The sequence below is a fragment of the Nannocystis sp. RBIL2 genome (assembly GCF_026626745.1).
In the GTDB taxonomy this organism is placed as follows: domain Bacteria; phylum Myxococcota_A; class Polyangia; order Nannocystales; family Nannocystaceae; genus Nannocystis.
This window is the reverse complement of the sequence record NZ_JAPNJW010000001.1, coordinates 1,702,883-1,721,297: the sequence shown is the minus strand read 5'-3', so window position 1 is coordinate 1,721,297 and position 18,415 is coordinate 1,702,883. Positions and strand designations below refer to the sequence as shown.

At 67.9% G+C, this 18,415-nt stretch carries 11 protein-coding genes; 9 read left to right on the top strand and 2 right to left on the bottom strand.

All coding sequences use genetic code 11. From position 1 onward, the window contains the following. Positions 1-14 precede the first annotated feature (14 nt). Together OV090_RS06735 and OV090_RS06730 are read right to left on the bottom strand one after the other, a co-directional pair. A complete protein-coding gene (locus OV090_RS06735; RefSeq protein WP_267702673.1) occupies positions 15-5,138 on the bottom strand; it encodes an AAA family ATPase in 5,124 nt (1,707 codons plus the stop codon). Positions 5,139-5,407: 269 nt separating this feature from the next. Further along, positions 5,408-5,572, bottom strand: a complete 165-nt coding sequence (locus OV090_RS06730; RefSeq protein ID WP_267702672.1) for a hypothetical protein — start codon at positions 5,570-5,572, stop codon at positions 5,408-5,410. A gap of 99 nt (positions 5,573-5,671) precedes the next feature. Here OV090_RS06730 and OV090_RS06725 point away from each other — a divergent pair, with 99 nt between their 5' ends. From OV090_RS06725 to OV090_RS06685, 9 genes are all read left to right on the top strand, one after another. Beyond that, entirely contained in the window at positions 5,672-6,733 is a 1,062-nt protein-coding gene (locus OV090_RS06725; RefSeq protein ID WP_267702671.1) for a hypothetical protein, read from the top strand. A 189-nt stretch (positions 6,734-6,922) separates the two neighbouring features. After that, complete coding sequence (locus tag OV090_RS06720; protein ID WP_267702670.1) at positions 6,923-8,455, top strand: serine/threonine-protein kinase; 1,533 nt, start codon at positions 6,923-6,925, stop codon at positions 8,453-8,455. 539 nt (positions 8,456-8,994) lie between these two features. Further along, complete coding sequence (locus tag OV090_RS06715; RefSeq protein WP_267702669.1) at positions 8,995-10,287, top strand: vitamin K epoxide reductase family protein; 1,293 nt, start codon at positions 8,995-8,997, stop codon at positions 10,285-10,287. Continuing rightward, positions 10,280-11,377 carry a hypothetical protein gene (locus OV090_RS06710; protein WP_267702668.1) on the top strand — a complete coding sequence of 366 codons (1,098 nt, stop codon included), beginning with the start codon at positions 10,280-10,282 and terminating at the stop codon, positions 11,375-11,377. Before OV090_RS06715 ends, OV090_RS06710 begins: the two co-directional genes overlap by 8 nt. Beyond that, positions 11,374-12,324, top strand: a complete 951-nt coding sequence (locus OV090_RS06705) for a TlpA disulfide reductase family protein (RefSeq protein ID WP_267702667.1) — start codon at positions 11,374-11,376, stop codon at positions 12,322-12,324. The genes OV090_RS06710 and OV090_RS06705 overlap by 4 nt, the downstream gene beginning before the upstream one ends. Before the next feature lie 30 nt (positions 12,325-12,354). After that, complete coding sequence (locus tag OV090_RS06700) at positions 12,355-13,836, top strand: carboxypeptidase-like regulatory domain-containing protein (RefSeq protein ID WP_267702666.1); 1,482 nt, start codon at positions 12,355-12,357, stop codon at positions 13,834-13,836. Between the two features lie 27 nt (positions 13,837-13,863). Beyond that, a complete protein-coding gene (locus OV090_RS06695; RefSeq protein WP_267702664.1) occupies positions 13,864-15,015 on the top strand; it encodes a DUF4215 domain-containing protein in 1,152 nt (383 codons plus the stop codon). 81 nt (positions 15,016-15,096) lie between these two features. Continuing rightward, positions 15,097-17,202 carry a serine/threonine protein kinase gene (locus tag OV090_RS06690; protein ID WP_267702662.1) on the top strand — a complete coding sequence of 702 codons (2,106 nt, stop codon included), beginning with the start codon at positions 15,097-15,099 and terminating at the stop codon, positions 17,200-17,202. Beyond that, the gene (locus tag OV090_RS06685; protein WP_267702661.1) at positions 17,199-18,362 is read left to right on the top strand and encodes a hypothetical protein; all 1,164 of its coding nucleotides are present in this window, start codon (positions 17,199-17,201) and stop codon (positions 18,360-18,362) included. The genes OV090_RS06690 and OV090_RS06685 overlap by 4 nt, the downstream gene beginning before the upstream one ends. Positions 18,363-18,415 lie beyond the last annotated feature (53 nt).

The following is an 18,415-nucleotide window of genomic DNA, read 5'->3' as shown; positions in this document are numbered from 1 at the left end:
CCATGATACCCGGTTCACGCACCGAGGAGCGCGCCGGAGCTCGTCACCGGGAGCTCGATCGTGAACACCGATCCCTGACCGGGTGTGCTGACGACGGAGATTCGCCCGCCGAGCATCTCACAGAGGCGACGCGTAATGGTCAGACCGAGGCCGGTGCCGCCGGCGCGCCGCGCGGCCGAGCTGTCCGCCTGGTGGAACGCCTCGAACACCCGCTGCGTCTCTTCGGCCGTCATGCCGATGCCGGTGTCGTCGACCGCGAACATCATTCGCTCGCCGTCGCGGCGCACTCGCAGGGTCACCGTGCCCGCCTGCGTGAATTTGGCGGCGTTGCTGAGCAGGTTGAGCAGCACCTGGCGCACGCGCACCGGGTCGCTGCGCATGTCCCCGAGCGCGTCCGCGACCTCGACCGTGAACGCGTTGCCGGCGCGCTGCATCAGCGGACGCACCGCGTCGGCGACCTCGTCCACCAGCGGGGCGACCGCGAAGCTCTGGACCGTGATCTCGAGCTTGTCGGCCTCGATCTTCGACAGGTCGAGGATGTCGCTGATGAGCCCGAGCAAGTGGGACCCGGCGCGCCGGATCCGTCCGGTGTCGGCGAGCAAGTCGACGTCGCCACGCTCCTCGGCGACCTCGGACAGCAACTCGCTGTAGCCGATGATCGCGTTGAGCGGCGTGCGCAGCTCGTGGCTCATGTTGGCGAGGAAGGTGCTCTTCGCCCGGCTGGCCGACTCGGCGGCCTCGCGCGCCTCCTGCAGCCGCGCGACCATGCGCGCATGCTCGATCGAGATGGCGATCTGCGAGCTCAGGAGGTGGAGCGTCTCGATGCGCGCCGGGGTGAAGGCGCCGGCGGTGACGCGGTTCTCGAGGTAGAGCGCGCCCAGCCGCTGGCCGCGCAGCGCGAGCGGCAGGCACAGCAGCGAGCGCGGGCGCAGCCGGGCGATCACCGGGTCGGCTGCGAGCGCGGCCGCGGTGTCGGGGTCGTCGAGGCTGACGATCTGGGCTGTCCGGAAGGTCAGGCGGATCGGGACCGCGGGGACGTGCGGGCAGGCCTCGAGGGGCTGGAGAGCGAGCAGGGTCCGGGCGCCGTCGTCGGCCGCGAACTCGCCGACGACGGCGAGGCCGTGGTGCTCCTGCAGCACGAGCACACCGCGACTCGCCCCGGCGGTGAGGACGACGATCCGCATGACGGTGTGGATCAGGTCCTCGAACCGGAGCTCGGCGGCGAACGCCTGCGAGGCGCGCAAGACGCTGCGGAGGTCGAGTTCGGCCTGGGCGGCGCGAGTGACGAACGCCGCCGTCGGCTCGACCGCGGCGACGTGCGGCAGATCCCGGCGGAGCAGCGCCGCCTTGGGATGCGCCCCCCAGCGGGCGTAGCGCTCGCTGGCGTCGCGCAGGAGCATCTGACCGATCTGGACCCGGCCGCGCGCGATGAAGTAGCGCCCCGCAAGCTCAGCCGCGAGCGCGGCGTGCCACGAGAACCCGTTGTCGACGGCGAGCCGGATCGCCTGGTCGTAGGCCGCGCTGGCGCGCTCGTCGTCGCCGCACAGCCGCGCGCGCTCGGCGGCGACCAGCCGCGCCCGGTGCTCGTAGGTCTCGGGGGCGAACTCGGACCACTCGACGAGCTGGTCGTGGAACGGATCGATCCACGCGCGCAGCGCCTCGTCGACGCCGAGCGAGCCGCCCGCCGCCGCGGCCGCCGCGAGCGCCCCGAACAGCGGAAGCTCGGTGGTGAAGTAGAAGCCGTAGCCGGCCTGGATCACCGGACCGACCTCGCGCAGCAGCGCGAGCGCCTCTTCGGGGCGGCCGAGCAGCACGCCGAGCAGCAGCTTGGCGATGTAGTACCAGCGCAGCGCGAAGGTCAGGCTGTCGCGACGCAGGCGCTCGCGGAACGACTCCTCGTCGAAGCCGGCGTCCGACAGCGCGTGAGGGGCGACGGTGTCGCCCACCAGCGCGGCGACGAACTGGCGCGCGACGGTCAGCACGGCGCGCGACGACGCCACGCGGGTCCGCTCCATCAACACGAGCGCCTCGTCGGTCGCCGCGGCGACCTCGGGCAGCGGGCGCCCGAGGCTCAGCATGGCGATGATCTGGTGGCTGCACGCGAACGACAGGTAGTTGTAGTCGCCCGACTCGAGGCCGTCGCGGCGCGCGCGCTGGAGGTCGCTCACCACCTCCGGGAGCGAGCGCGAGAAGTGGGTGTACGAGGCGAACACGAAGCCGAGCCGGCAGCGCAGCTCGGCGCTGCCCCGGCGCTCGTTGAGCTCGAGCGCGAAGCGGCCGAACGCCTCCGCCTCGACGTAGCTGCGCCGCACGGTGGCGAGGAAAAAGCCGAAGATCACGTAGGTGAACGCCGACAGGTCGGTGTGCCCATGATCCATGGTGAGGCGGACCTGCTTGGTGATCAGCAGCGCGTACAGGTCCGGCATCGTCATGTTGGCCGGCGTGAGCAGCTCCTGCAGGATCTCGAGCGCCGCGCGGAGGTTGGGGTCCTGGAGCGGCGGCGCATCCATCAGCGCGAGGAAGGGTCGGCTCGCCAGCTCGTCCTGGATCGCCGACAGCTCGGCGGCGACCGCCGCCTTGCGCGCTTCAGGGCCATCGGGCAGCTCGACGCCGAGGAGCTGCAGGCCCTGACGACCTGCCTCGATCGCGGCGTGGATCCGCCCGGTCGTGACGTGGACGGTCACGCGCAGCGCATGCACGTGGGCCCGCTCGCGCGGCGACAGCTCGCGGGCGGCGAGCGCGTCGAGGCAGGCGTCGGCGCGGTCGAAGGCGCCGCGCAGGTACTCGCAGTTGGCCTGCTCGAAGTGCAGCTCGAAGCAGAGCGCGTCGCCGGCGACCCAGGTCGTCGGCTCATGCGACCGGTCGCCGTCCTGGACCGCCGCGCGGCTCCGCAGCAGCGAGAGGCCGCCGAGGGCGTGGGCGAGCGCGGCGTCGTAGCTGGCGCTGGCGCGGGCGCGGCGGGCGGCGTGCAGGTGGAGCTCGGCGGCGCGGCGGCGGAGCGACGGGTCGTGCAGCTCGGGCTCGGCGTGGCGGAGGTGGGCGACGAGGTCGAACAGCGCCTCGGGCGACTCGTCGGCGGCGTCGACCCGGGCGAGCATGGCGCGGGCGATGGCGAGGTGGAGCGCGGGGCGGAGGTCCTCGTCGACGAGCGCGTCGGCGGTCTGGCGCACACGGTCGTGGAAGAAGCGCATGGCCGACGGCCCGGCGTCGGCGACGAGGTCGAGGGCGAGGGCGGGTTCGAGGCGCAGGACGGCCTCGGACGCGTCGCAGCCGAGGACCTGGGCGAGCAGGTCGACGTCGAAGCGGGCGCCGATGCAGGCCGCGACCTTCACCGCCCGGAGGGTGGAGGGGGGCAGCTTGCGGAGGGTGGCTCCGAACAGCTCGGCGATGGTCTCGGGGACGCTGGCGGCGTCGACTTGAGCGAGCGCCCAGGTCCACGTACCGGCGTCTGGATCGAAGCGCAGGCGGGCTTCGCGGTGGACGAAGCGCAGGTACTCGCGCACGAACAGTGGGTTGCCGCCGGTCCGACGCAGCATCTCCTCTGCGAGCGGACGGAGCGAGCCGTTGCCGCCGAGCGCGTCGCGCAAGAGCTGCTCGATGTCCTCGACGTCGAGCGCTCCGAGCACGACCTCCACCGGCGCCGGCGTGGCGGCCCGCAGCGCGGCCAGGTGGGCCTGCAGTTGCGGTTGGATAGCGACCTCGTTGTCGCGGAAGGCCTCGATCACGAGCAGGTGCCGCACCTCGACGCTCGCGGCCAGCGTCTCGCACAGGCGCAGGCTGGCCACGTCGGCCCACTGCAGGTCGTCGAGGAACAGCACGAGCGGCCGCTCGGCCGCGGTGAAGCAGGCGATGAAGCGCTGCAGCGTCAACTGCAGCCGCTGCAGGCGCTCGTTGGCCGACAGCGGCGCTGGCGGCGGCTGCACGCCGACGATGGCCTGGACCTCGGGCAGCAGCTCGGCGATCACGGGCAGGCCGGTGCCGACGCCTCGCCGCAGCCGTTCGCGCCACGCGGCGACCTCGGACTCCCTGCTCGAAAGGGCATGTCGCAAGAGACCTCCGAGCGCCTGGGTCAGCGCCGAGAACGGCTCGCTGCTGCGCTGAGGTTCGAACTTCCCGGCCGCGAATCGGGCCCTGTCGGCGACGTCGGCGGCGAGGTGGTGCACGAGGGCCGTCTTGCCGCCGCCCGAGGGCGCCGCGAGCAGGCAGACGGCGCTGTCGCCGTCGGCCGCGCGGGCGAACGCCTGGCGCAGCCGTCGACGCGCGTCGTCGCGGCCGTAGAGGCTGTCCGGGAGGCGCAGCGGGGCCGCCGCGCCCTCGCGGCGGGGGACGAACACCGCGTCGGCCGGGTGCGTGGCGACGGCCTTCAGATCGAGCAGGAGCGCCGCAGCCCCGGCGTAGCGGTCCTCCGGGTTCTTGGCCAGCAGCGTGTGCACGATCGCCGCGAGCGCGGGCGACACGCGCGGCGCGCGGTGAGCGAGCGGCTCGGGGAGCCGGGTCAGGTGCGCGTGGAGGAGCTCGAGCGGGTCCTCGCCGTGAAACAGCGGCGCCCCGCTCAGGAGGGCGTAGAGCACGGCGCCGAGGGTGTACAGATCGGCGCGGGCGTCGGGCTTGCTGCGCGTGCGCCCGCTCTGCTCGGGGGCGATGAATTCGATCGGTCCCGACAGCGCTTCGGCCACCGCGGGCCCGGGCAGCCCGCGCACCCTGGCTCGCGCGAGCTCGGTGAGCTTGACCGTCCCGCCGGCGTCGACCCACAGCGCCTCGGGGCACAGGCTCGAGTGAATCGCTCCGGCCGCGTGCATGCGGGCGAGCGTCTCCGTCGCGGCCATGGCGAGCTCGAGGATCGCCGCCTCGTCGCGCCAGCGCGGATCGCCGACCCGGACCGGCGCGCCCGCGAACGACTCGTAGACCAATACGAGCCGCGAGCCGTGGCGCTCGACGCCTCGCGTCCCCAGGACGCCGGGAGCGTCGAGGGCCCGCGTCACGGCGTGCTCGCGCTCCAGCTCGGCGAGGACGCCCACGTTCGCATCGTCGCCGACCGACATCTTCAGCAGCAGGGCCTCGCCGTCCTCGCGGACCGCGCGCACGATTTGCCACTGCGCGCGCGAGACGAGCAGCTCCACGACGCGAAATCCGGACAAGCCGGGGCGCTCCTCGGATCGTCGTTCCTGCACGGGGAGGCCCGTGATTGTGCCATGGAAGCCTGCACGACACGACGCGCTCGCGAGCGCCGGCATCCGCTGATCGGACTACAGGCTCGCATAACTCGGACGCAGAACCACACTACCCACAACGAGCCGGTGAGATTGCCGCTGCCGGCGCCGGTCGACGACGGTGCAGCTCGTCGCGCTCATGCGCGGATCCGCGGATGAATGTCGCAACGCGCCAGAGCCGCGACTAGGGGGGCGGTTCACAGGGCGACGCAGATGCCGTCGTCGTCCGCGGGGTACCTGCTGGCGAACCCGTGCGTCGCCTGCAGCCGCGCGCTCGCCCAGCGCCGGTTCGCGGCGGAGCGGTAGTCAAGGAACAGGCCCGGCTGCGTGCGTCCGTCGGTGACGACGCGCGCGAGGCCCACCGGGTCTGGATGCCCGTAGCGGCTCCCGTCGGTCGACCGCGGTGGTCTGCGGGAACGAGCCCGCGCCGACGATGCCTCGAAGCGACTGGGCCAACCCCAATGCTGGTTGGGTCCGCGACCCAACTGGCGTTGGGGTCGTCCGCCGGCGCGTTCTTGTCCACACCCGTTTGCGCAGCAATTCTGGCCGTTTCCGGCGCTTTGGTGCCGCACGAGCGGTGCAACGAGCGTCGCGTGGCCAACAAGCGCACGAGCCAGTACCTCCTCCGCCGAGCCTTCCGCTGGACCACCGCGCCGTCTTCGGCCGGCGGTCCGCCTGCCGCCCCGTCCACCGAGCGAGCATGGGATGTCTATCCGACCCGCCCTCTCCGCCGAGGCCAGGCGCATTCCTCGGACCTCCAGACCTTCACCGCGCAAGCCGACTCGAGGCTCGACCGGCGCGGCGCAGAATCTGCGGAGAGTAGAAGCTCGGACCGGGAGAAGAAGAAATTCAGGTCCTTCAGGCCAGCTCGCGGTCCACGCCTGCTCGGTTTGCTCGTCGCGCTCGTCATGGCACCCCGAGCGAGCCACGCAGCGCCGGCCGAGGCGGATCCCGCCGGCACCATCGACGCGTACGTCGCCAGAGCGACAGAGCTGTTCCAGCAGGCCGAAGACCTCAAGGCGAAGGGCGATCGCAAGGCGGCACGTCATTATCACGAGGCGGCCAGGGCCGCGGCTGCGGCCCTCGAGCGCCTCGATCACACCGCGCCCCACTATCTCGTCTACGCGCAGACGCTCGCCTCGCGGGTGGTCCGATCCTACAAGAACGCCCTCCTCCTCCTCGACCACCCGCTGTTATGGAACACTGCGAGGACATGGTGCGCCACTTCGATCGTCGCCACGCTCGACCCGGGGGCCGGCCCGCGGCTCGCCGAAGTCCGCGCGTGGTGTGACGCTCTGCCGCCGTCGCCGTCGCCGCCCCCCGCGGGCAGCCTCGTCTACGACCCGTGGACAGGAATTCCGTCCCCGCCGTCGCCGCCTTCACCGCCCAATCCCACGCGCCGCGGCCTCGTCTCGGCGGCGGACACGGCCCTCCGGGTCGCCGAATCCAGAGAGAATCCATTCTTCTCATCCGCGTGCAACGACCGGAACAGCGTCTTCCTCCCGACCGCCCCCAAACAGTGAACCACCAGCAGGGACCCGGACATGACTCTTTCCGCCTTGGCGCCGACTGGACCATCGCCTGCCCTGATTCGACGGAATCAAGGGCGAGTACGGTCGACGCAACCTCGACAGAGTATCGATGCGCAGGCCGCGCTGGCGATGGCGCGCGAGGATCTGGCTCCAATCAGATGCACCGGCTATTCTCGCGCGATGACAGGCGACCCGGCGTTGCTCGGTTCGGTCCTCGCGGAGCGGTGGGAGGTGCTCGACGCGCTCGGCCGTGGAGGCATGGGCACTGTCTACCGCGCTCGCCATGTTCACCTCGGCACCGACGTGGCAATCAAGGTCCTGCAGAACACCGCCCGGCTCGACGCCTCCGAGATCGCGCGATTCTACCGCGAATCCCGGCTCATCGGCTCCCTTCAGCACGATCACATCGTCCGCGTTCAGGGTACCGGCAAGACCCCGTCGGGCGACCTGTACTTCGTCATGGAGTACCTCCGGGGCCCGAACCTGCGGTCGTTGTTGAAGAGCAAGGGCCCGCTCCCGTGGACGCGCATGCGCGTGATTGTTTTGCAGATCTGCGACGCCCTCGGCGCCATGCACGACCGCGGCGTGATCCACCGTGACCTCAAGCCGCAGAACATCGTCCTCGACCCGCGGCCCGGTCGTCCCGATTTCGTCAAGCTGCTCGATTTCGGGGTCGCCAAGCCGACGGGAGACGATCGGCAGGACCTGACGCAGACGGGTGTTCTGCTCGGCACTCCGTTGTACATGGCGCCCGAATATCTGTGCGGTGTCGCCCCCGATCGCCGCATCGACATCTACGGCCTCGGTGTCATCGCGTTCGAGCTGCTGACCGGCCAACCGCCCACTGCCAACGCCGCCGCCAATGCAGTCACCCTGCAGGCGGCAGGAGTGCCGACCGCCGCAGGAAACATCGTCGCCCAAGCGTTGGCGCGAGACCCCGAGCGTCGATTTGCCGACGCCCGCGCACTGGCCACTGCCCTCTCGTCCGTGCCCGAGGAGCCGCACCTCGACGCCGATGAGACCACGCGGGTCCGAGTCCTCGCACCCCCCGCGAAGCTGGCGTCCACCGCGGCCATCCCTGCACCACCGCGACCCCAGCCCGCGCCAGCGATATGGCCTGCCCCGACTCTCCCGCCTCACCCGGTCGATGCAGGAGCAGTCACTCGCCGCGAGGGGGGCGCCGTCCTTGCCCTCCCTCCCGACGACGCGCCATCGACGCTGGTGGCGGCGCGACGACGTGCCCCGCCGCTTCCGGCTCCCACCAACGAAGCACGCGCCATCGCGCGAGGCGGGGGCGGAGCCGCATTCGTGTTCTCCGTTCAGGACCCCGAGCGGACCATCCAGTTGTCGCTCGAAGACGTGACGCAGATTAAGGAGGCCCGCAGCCCGGACGCGATCGGGTCGGTCCAACTTGAGGCATCCGATCCCGCGCGCTCCGCCGTGCAGGAATCGGCCGCGCCTGTGTCGACGCTCGTCCGGGTCCCAGCGGCCCGGAAACTCGCGCGGCCGGGCGGCACGACTCGTCGAATCGCCGCATTCGTGTTCGTCCTTGCCGTCTTCGGGTTCCTGTGGGCCATCTGGCCCCCACCTCCGGAACGCGAAACGACGGAGGCCCCGGGCCTCCTCGAGCCGTCGCCACCCGCCGAGTCCGTCTCTGTCCCCGACGCCCGGCCCGGAGCTCGGAAGCGAAAGAACGTCGGGCCGCCAGCCTGAGCCCGCACCTCCCGATAACGCTGGTAGCCGCGCCAAAGCTCCCGAGGCGGTCCCGGACTCTATCGGCCTCGAAACGCAGCCCGGGGGCACCGAGCCGGGGCGGACCGGCGCCGACAGCTATGCCAACAAGCGAGAGACAATCCGCGGGAAGGTCCGAGAGTGCGGAAAGCAAGGCATCGGCGGCGAGAGCATCCAGCTTCAGATCGCCCTCGACGGCCAGCGCGGCAAGGCCAGGGCGACAATGCAAGGGCCCGCGATGTTGATCGGCGAGCCACCTGCAAACTGCGCCATTAGCGCTATTGAACAGCTCAAGTTCGACAGATTCGTCGGCCCGATCTATACGAAGACCGACACATTCAACCTCTCCAGATAGCTGACCATTGTTCTCCATTCATTTCAACCTCGCGTGCCGCACGTCACCTGCCCAAGGCATACGCAACGTGCTGCCAGTGCGAAAATCATGCGCGGTCCCCTGCGTCTGCGGGCGGAGAGGACGCATGAAGTGCTCATTTTAGAGAGGTACCGCAAAACAGGGTAAGATGCCGATAACGCCCAGGGGTATCCGCATGCCACGCGAGCGCAAGAAGTCTTATCGGAAGTTCGGGCGAGAGACCTTCGCGGCGCTGACGTTGATGCTCTTTAGCCTGCCTGCCCTGTTGTTCAGCATCTTTCTGACCGTCCTGAAGCTCCGTACGAGCTATCGCTGTGACGGCTTCATGCATAACGTCTGCTCTTCGGGTTGCGACGTGGCGCTCGCGGATCGCTGGGCGGTCGTCCTGGGAGTACCGATCTCGGTGTACGGAACTGCGTTCTATGCCGTCGTCCTGGGGCTCGCAGTCATCATCGGCCTCTGGCCGTTCACCTTCACCCCGACTGCTCGCCTCCCCGTCCTGGTCCTCGGCGTCGCAGGGCTGGGGAGCTCGTTGCTCCTCGGCGGGTACGCGTGGTTCGGCCTGGGGGTCTGGTGCATCTATTGTTCCGTCCTTTACGTCGCCAACTTCGGCATCTTCCTGTCCGCGACGCTCCTGAACGCGGAGGGGCTACTCCGCGGCCTGCGCAACGGGCTACGCCGGATCGATCTCTTGAGCGGTACGATCTGCTGGGCTGTGCTGAGCGCCTTCATCGCCTGCGTCCTCGTGCAGAAGCGGCTCTACTCGCACGCCGCCGCCGACGCGCTGCGGGAGAGGCACCAACACACGAGCCTCAGCTGCGAGCAGGAGGACCTGCGGGCGCTGCCGCAGACGGCCTTCGAGCTCCCGAGCGAGGGGCCTCCCGAAGTGATCGTGGCCCTGTTCTTCGATCTCGCGTGCACGCACTGCAGGAGGGAGGCCGAGTTCTGGCGGACCTATCAGCAGGAGCACCGCGACTTTCTGCAGGTGGAGTTCTTCCACCTGTCCGCGGACCCGGCGTGCGGGCCGCTGGACAGCAGCCCCTTGCGGCAGAACGAGTCGTGTAGCGGCGCTCTGGCCCTCGAGTGCTTCAACGCGCTGGCCGGCGGCGACCCGTTCGTCAACCTGGAACGGCTCTTCGCGCTGCAGGACCAGCCGTCGCCGTACTTCTCCGTCCAGAACCGCGAGGCGCTGGCGAGGGAGCACGGAGTGAATGGGCTCACGGAGTGTATGAACGCGCCGGACACGTTCCAGCGCATCAGCCAGCATATCGATTTCGGAGTCCGAATGAAGCTGACCGCGCCGCCATCAGCGCTCATCATCCCCGCCAGAAACGGCAAGCCCTTCGGCTCTGCGCTACGCCTGCGAGGCGGCGCCAAGTCGAAAGACTATATCGACGCCAAGATCAGGGAGTCCCGGGCGAGGAGCCGCGGCCATGAATAAGCTCGTGCAGCGAATCCGTGCGCTGTTGAAGCCGGCTCGTCCCCGGTCGAGCGCGCCGGTGCCGGCGCCGCCGGTGCAGGCGCTCGCCGACGACGTGGGCGTCACCGTCCTGATATACGGCATCTACTTCACGATGGTCGTATTTCTCGGCGCGGCCCTGTACGTGGTCTTCGCCTTCGTCATCCCCGGAACCACGCCGACGATTCCGGCCTGCCGGGGGGATCGCGAGGGCGAGTGCGGCGAGGGCAAGGTTTGCCGCGCCGGCTCCTGCGTCACGGAGCCTGCGCTGCTCGAGTGCGCGGTCGGCAGCTCGTGCGACGGGTGCGCCTGCCTCCAGCCCAATTCGTGTGACGGCGCGAATGTGTGCCAGTCGCCGAAGCTCGACAAGGCCGCCTGTTCCAAGGAGTCGATCGAGTTCGTGAAGGACCTCCAGGCGCATCAGGCGGCCTGCGTCTCGAACGCGGGCGGCGAGATGCTCTCGAGCTGCCCCGCGAGCAAGGTCGAGGAGTTCCTCCTCAATCACCAGGGCTTCGACAGGTTGCTGAAGGAGTTCCCGCGCGGGCTGCTCTTCCTCTATCCGTCCAATGCCCCGCCTCTCGACATTCTCGAGGGCGACGACGCGCAGAAATACCTGTGGCCCGACGAGGCGACCAAAAAGCACTACGTCGAGGAGGTCAAGAAGCTCAGCAAAGAGCTCAAGAGCGCCAGGCACATCGTGCTCGTCGGGCGGGCCAGCCGGGGTGGGACCGCGAACAAGAACTTCGCCTTCGCCCAGGCGAGGGTCCGCTTCGCCCGCCAGATGCTCATCGATGCCCTCGCCGAGACGCATATCGAGCGCAGCGAGGCGTCCAAGAAGTTCATCGAATTCGCGCTCGGGGACGTGCGGCCGCTCCAGCTCGACTTCTTCCTGTCGTACTCCTATCCAGCCGTCACATGGAGCTCGCAGTCGATCCACGACCTCTCCAAGACGCTGGAGAAGTTGGGCAGGAACCAAGCCCTCACCCAGAGCGAGCGCAGGGAGATGGAGGACATGATAAACCGCTCGGTCGCCATCTTCGTCATTCCGACGGAGTGTTCGGAGGGTTCGTGATCGACCATCACGAGTCGGGGCACCTCGAGCGCGGGGCGCTCCCGATCGACTCCTCGCGGATCGCCCTCGGCGTCGGCGCGCTGGCTGCGCTGTTCACCGGCATCACCCTCTGGGCGTTATGGGGTTGGGAAGACGAGGTCTCGCTCCCTCCCGAAGAGCCCAGGCTGGCGGTGAGTCAGTCCGTGCCCGACACGGTCACGGCCCCGGAATCGGCGGGGCCCGCGGCTCAGGCACCCGTTCCCGGCGACAGGGCGCTCCAGGGGCGGTTGATGAAGCCGCGAGAGGTCGGCCCGCTGCTCGCGGAGGAGTTCCAGTTCCGCAGCTCGGACGGCAAGCTGGGATTCGCCAGGCTCCGGAGCGCGCTCGGGGGCGAGCGCATGGTCTCCATCCTCAACGTATGGGCGCCGTGGTGCGAGCCCTGCAAGCGGGAGTTCCCGGGCTTTCGCGCGCTGCAAGACGCCTGGGGCCCGCGGGTGCGTTTCTTGCCGATCCAGCTCGGAGAGGGCGACTCGAGCGAGCTCCGGGCGATCATGCCATCCGCGCCCTACCACCTGATCGACTACGTCCTCGGCGGCGCAGTGCAGCGGAACCTGGTCGCCCTGGACCTCCTGTCGAAGGACGCTCAGATTCCGATCACGCTCGTGCTGGATTGCAAGGACAAGCTGCGCTGGCTGCACGTCGGAGAGGTCCACGACATGGAGGGGTTCGATCGCGTCATCAAGAGCCTGACCGAGGAGTCTTCCACCCCTTACTGTGCGGCCCCCCGGCCCGTGGAGCCAGCGGAGAAGTCGCAGTCGAGCCAGGAACGCTGTGGAAACGGTCGCTGCGAGACCCTCGAGGGGACAGAGGATTGTGACACGTGTCCCAAAGATTGCGGATGCCGACCTGGTCGACTCTGCTCTCGTCAAGCCGGCGGCAGGCATCTCTGTATCGATGAGGTAGAGTGAGGTCGTCATATGCTCGGTGTCCTTGAACTTTTGCTCAGCCACTCGCTGGTCTCCGCGAGCGTCGCATCGAGCCTGACACAGGGTCCTGCAAATCCTGCGGCCAGCGCCGAGAAAGAAGAGGCGAAGCGGGCCAGGGATGCCTTCGACGGCAAGCGATATCCGGAAGCGGCGGCGCGATACGAGGACTTGTGGGCCTCGAGTCGTGAGGCCAGATACCTCTTCAATGCGGCCATGGCGCGGGAACTCGCGGGGCACGAGGCTCACGCCTATTTCCACTTGCAACGATACCTCGCCCGCCCGACGATGATGGCCGCCGAGCAGGAGAAGGGCCTCGGGCGGCTGAATGATCTCAAGCAGCGAACGGTACCGTTGCGCGTCCGGAGCACGCCGGGGGCCGAGCTGACCCTGACCCTGGAGCTCAAGCCGAGCGGCGCGCCCACCGACGTCGGTCGAGTGCCGGTGAAGGCGGAGCCAGAGATATCGAAGTCGGTCGCGTTATCGGACGAGCCTGGAGTCTACGTAATTTATGTCGAGCCCGGCACGTGGACGGTCTCGGCGGCCGCGCCGGGTTATCCGCCCGAGAGCGGCGAGGTCCTCGTCCGCAGCCATGAGAAGCCGAGCCTCGATCTTTTTCTGAAGGCAGAAGCTCCGGCGCCCATGCCGGTGACGGTCACCTTCTCGCCGCCCGCGGCAGTCGCGGGAGGCATCATTGTCACGACCGAGGGCCCGGGGGAGCCTGCCCAGTACACCGTCCCTCCGTCCGGCGAGCTGACGATTCCCCTGCCGGCCGGGACCCGGCTGCTGCGCGCCAGCGCCCCAGGGTTCGAGAGCCGCACCCTGAGCGTGTCGACGACGGGAGGCTCGCAGGCGCTGACGATGGAGTTGACTCCGCGCGGGGTGTCCGGCGCGCGAGACAGCCGTCAGCAATTCTCGCACGGGTTGAAGATCGGGGGCGGCACCGTCCTCACGTTGGGGCTCGGGCTCATAATCATCGGAGGCGCCGGGTTCCAGCCCTCGTATGCCTCGTTCGATGAACCATGCGAGACAGAGGGCGCGTTCTGTTACAAACCGGGGGCCCACCGCGCGCTGAGGAATGCCTTGTGGCTCTACGACACGGGGGCGATATTGGCGGGGGCGGGCGCCGCGGCCCTGGCGTACGGCGTCGTGAGCGGGCGGAAACCGGCGGGGAAGCAGTGGAAGACCCAGCTCGGGGTCGGCGTGGGGCTGGTCTCACTCGGGCTCGTCGCCGCGATTGCCTCCCATGCCGCGGATGACGGGCTCGAGGACGTGATCTATCGGCCGACGCCAGGGCTCAAACACGGGGCCCTCGGCGGACTTATCACGGCGAACGTCCTCGGGTTCGCGCTCATCGGCTCCGGGGCAGCGCTGATTGTGCTGTCTCCCGTCGAGCACAAGCTCTTCGGCAAGAAGAAAAACGCGCGCGTCCACGCCAGGATCTCCCCGGCACTCTCGCTGACCGGTGCCGGGCTCAACATGAGGGTCGGCTTCTAATCCGTCGTTCAGGCAGGAATTTACCCCATGGCCCGTCATCTCCCGAATATCCTCGCCATCAGCGCTGCCATGTTCATCTCCTTGAGCTGCGTCAACGATCCGCAGGAATGTGGCGCTACGGCCGCATTGAATGCTCAAGGGCTATGCGAGATGGTCGTGGCCACCATGAATTGGAAACCGCCTACCGGAGACAGCGAAACGACGGGTGACGTCTTTGTTAGCACGCTGCCCACGAATGCCGAGGTGACTGGCACGGTGACTACCGACGTCATGACTACCGGAGCTGCGACGGACACCAACTCCACAATTTCTCCCACGGACTCGACCGAAACGAGCATGACGACGCCGGCGTGCGGCGACGGTTTAGTGAATGGAGAAGACGAGGAGTGTGACGACGGTAACATGATGGAAAACGATGCGTGCTTGACCACGTGCAAGAACGCGACCTGCGGTGATGGTCAGATCCGGACCGGAGTCGAGGAGTGTGACGCCGCCACCAATAACATTGATCCAAAATCGGCCGAAGAGACTGACGATTGCACCACTGATTGCAAAATCGCATGCGGCGATGGAATTCTTAGTCCCAGCGAAGAGTGTGACGACGGCAACAAGGACGACGAGGAAGGCTGCAGCAACAATTGCATTGAGCCGAGACTCGTGTTTGTCACCAAGTCTGACTTCCGCCCATCGATGCAGGATGATTTCAAGGGTGGACGGTTCAAAGGCGTCAGCGGCGCCGATGCTGCCTGTGGCACAGCGGCATCCGAGGCTCAGCTCTCTCCCACAAAGTGGGTTGCGTGGATAAGCGACGGCAGTTCTTCCCCCGCGATCCGGATGAATAGCGACATGGGGTTCAATGGCTGGTACCGCTTGCCAGATGGAACGAACGTCGCCAACGGTTACATGGCTCTCACAGCCGAAATGTTGGATAATCCCATTGATGTGAATGAATTCGGCGAAACTCTTGTTGTGGACGATCTTCTGAAGGCTTGGACCAACACGAAACCTGATGGAACCGTTGCCGATCTTAATGATCATTGTTCGGGTTGGACGACCAATGATGATGATGATGAGGCCATTGCAGGCGATATTAAAGAAACGGGTGAGAAATGGACCCTCGGCGTGCCGAGGGACTGTACAAACGGCTTCCACCTGTACTGTTTTGAAGTTCGCCCATGAGAGCTATAAGAGCGAGCTGTTACGCCCGGCTGTACGAGCAGCGAGGCTCTCCAATCCGCCGAAGACTGCCCAAGGAAGATCATGGCGACCAAGCGGCTCATCGCAGATCTTAGCGGGACCACCCTGAAGGGGAGGTACCACCTGCAAGCGTCCATCGGCGCCGGCGGGTTCGCCTCCGTGTACCGGGCTCACGACGCGCACATCGGCAAGCTGGTGGCGGTCAAGGTGCTTCATCCCGAGCACACGAAGGATATCAAGGACCTCGAGCGCTTCCGCAACGAGGCGGCGATCGCCGCGCGCATCGACGACGAATTGCTCGTGCGGGTGACGGACTACGGTCAGGACGGCCCGTTCTTCTTCTTCGTGATGGAGCACCTCGTCGGGCAGAGCCTCCGCGAAGAGCTGCGTCAGCTCGGAGGCAAGCCCATGTCGTGGGTCCGCGCGTTCAGGCTGGCGGAGCAGGTGTGCGCCGCGTTGGAGGTCGCGCACGCCCACGATATCGTCCACCGCGACGTCAAGCCCGAGAACATCTTCATCACGCAGCGCCGCAAGAGCGAGGCCGTCAAGCTGCTCGATCTCGGGATCGCCAAGATCTTACAGGACCAATATTGGTCGGGGCTGCAGAAGAACCTCTCCAATACGAACGACATCATCGGCTCGCCCTGCTATATCACCCCGGAGCAGATCCAGGGCTCGAAGAGCTGCGACGCGCGGGTCGATATTTACGCGCTCGGAGTCGTGCTCTACGAGATGGTCACGGGCGTCGTGCCGTTCCGGGGCAACAACGTCTACGACACGATGTTTCAACACGTGAACGCGCAGCCCGTTCCCCCGGCCGTCCGCGTTCCGGGCCTGTCGCTCCCGAGCCCGCTGGAAGCGATCGTTCTGCGTGCGCTTGAGAAAGACCCCAGAGATCGCTTTCACACCGTGCGGGAGATGAGCACCTCGATCGCGTTCGAGATGAATCATCTGAGAGGTGAGCGCTCCATCCCACGCCCAGCTCGTTTCCTCCCCGCCCTCGAGGAACTGGATGCGCCACCGCCGGGCGGCCCCGGGGCATCGGGCGGCCGCCCTTCCGTATCGCTGCCGGGCATGAGCGACCCGGCCGCGGCCTCGCCTCGGGCCTCGGGCTCCCGTCCTTTCGTCCCGCCGCCGAGGACCGGCCCTCCAGCGATCGTACTGCCGGCGCCCCGGCAGGAGTCGTTCGGCGACTCCGAGCGCACGACCCCGAAGAGGGCACCAGCGCCGAAAACCACCTCGGCTCCTCCAGCGCCTCCTCCGGCCCCTCAAGCGCCCCGTCTTGAAGCTCTGGGGGACGACCTCACCCCTGCCAAGACGAGCCCGCCGCCCAAGGAGCAGACTCTACAGACCCATCCGGACATGGTGGGCCTCGGGGCGCTCGGGAGGGATGCGCCGGTAGCGACACCGCCCCTGCCGTTATCAGGAGCCACCAAGTTCATGCTGGGCTCGCTCGTGGCCGCGTCTTTCATGGTCACGTGCTCGGTGGGCACGGTCCTGGCGATGACGGTCGATACGACGTGGATCGATCAACGGCTCGGAGGAATCAACCGGAGCGCCGGTCCGCGCATCGAAGAGGAACTCGTCGATAACCAGGTTCCTCCCCCGGTGGAAACCAAGCCGGCAGCGGCAGTCCCGGATGCGGCGATCCCGAGCGAGGAGCCCGAGCCCGAGAATGCCTCGGATCCCGCTCCCGAGCGCTCGATCGCCGGCAAGACCGCGCCGATCGATCCGTCGCAGTCGCCAACCGCCGGCAAAAAAAGGGCAGGGAGGACCCCGTCCGGGACTCCGACGACGAAGGAGGCGGCCCCGGCACCGCCGCAGTCGTCGCCGTCGCCGACCCCGTCGCCGAAGCATCACGATTCGGACGACGATCTCCTGCCGATCGGCAGGACGATGAAGGCGATGGCCGCGCGGGTCGCCAGCAAGATCAGGTCGGAATGCAAGATCAGCTTCCTCTCGAGCGTGGAGCGGGCCGAGTACCAGATCGTCTTTCACGTCCACCCCACGACCGGCGCGATCCTCCGCGTCAATCCAAACGGCCCGCAGTTGCCGTTCAAGGAGGACAGGTGCGTCGAGAAGCTGGCCGAGTCTCTCGTGGGCTCGTTCGAGGGCGCGACGGACCTCCAGGCCACGTTTCCCTTCAGGTACACGGTGGTGAAGCAGTGAAAGCGTGGACGCTCCACACCCCGGCCGCCCTGGCCCTCTGCGCTGTCATGGGCTGGCCCTGCCGGGCGGGCGCCGCCCGGAACGACGCCATCGCCAGGGTGCAGGCCCTGGACAGCGCCGCTCGGGCCCTGGAGGCGCGGCTTCAGGACCACTGCAAGGAGCCCGGGGTCCGCGATCCGGACGGTGCGCGGATCGCCGAGCGGGTCGCGCAGATCCATGTTGCGCGGATCGACATCGCCCGCATCGAGCTCGAGGTCAAGCCGGACGATTTGGTTCCCCTGGCTATCCAAGCTGTCGAAGCGTTCCGTCAGTCCTATCGCTGCGATCCCCGGACGAGGAGAGCCCTGGACGAGGCCTTTACAGTGCTGCGAGACTTGCGGATGCAGGTCCCGCCCGACCGGACGGAGGCGCTCTCTACCCTGGACACTCGAGTCCAGGAGATTGAGGCTGAACTCGTCGAGCACGAGCGGACGGTTCCCAAGACAGAGACAGTCGGCCCGAAGACGATCGTGGGCTTGGTGACGTACGACGGCGAGGTCGACCCGAAGGGGCCGCTGAGAAACACGTACCTCGGGCACCTCGCGTTCAGGACCGAGATCGGCGGAGGTACCGCGGCCTTTTACAACTACGACCTCGCGCGTCATTACACGCATCGTGGGTGGTACCTTCGCCTGGTGGCGCTGGCGAGGTTCTTTCCCGGCGGCTCTTCCCGGGTCGGCGTCCTCTTCGGACCTTATTTCAGTTACATGAGCCTGAACCCGGTCCCGGGGTCCCAGCCTAACTGGCCCGGCTCCGGTTCCTTGTTCAGCTTCGGGGTTCAGGCAGAGCTGCAGTGGGTCCCCTTCAAGCGGCTCCCGTCGCTCTCCATCAACCCGTTTGTGACTGTCGGCATGGGCCTCGTCAGCAGCAAAGACCCCGCCGTCTCCGAGTTTGGCGGGGCCTACGGCGGAGGAGGCTTACACCTGTGCTTTTTACGCGGAGCTCTATGCCCTGGCTTGCGCCTCACCTCGACACCTGCATATTACCGGGAATTCAATCCGACGGTTCAGGGCGGGCTCAGCGTCGACCTGCTCCGCATCGCGGACGCGGTGCTCACCGCAGTCGCTCGCAAGCACGGGCGAGAGCCCGGTGCGACGGCGGCGCGCGCTGCCACCCGGTGACATGGTACGATCCTTCAAATCATCCGAGACCTGCGCGCCCTCGTCGCTCGCGC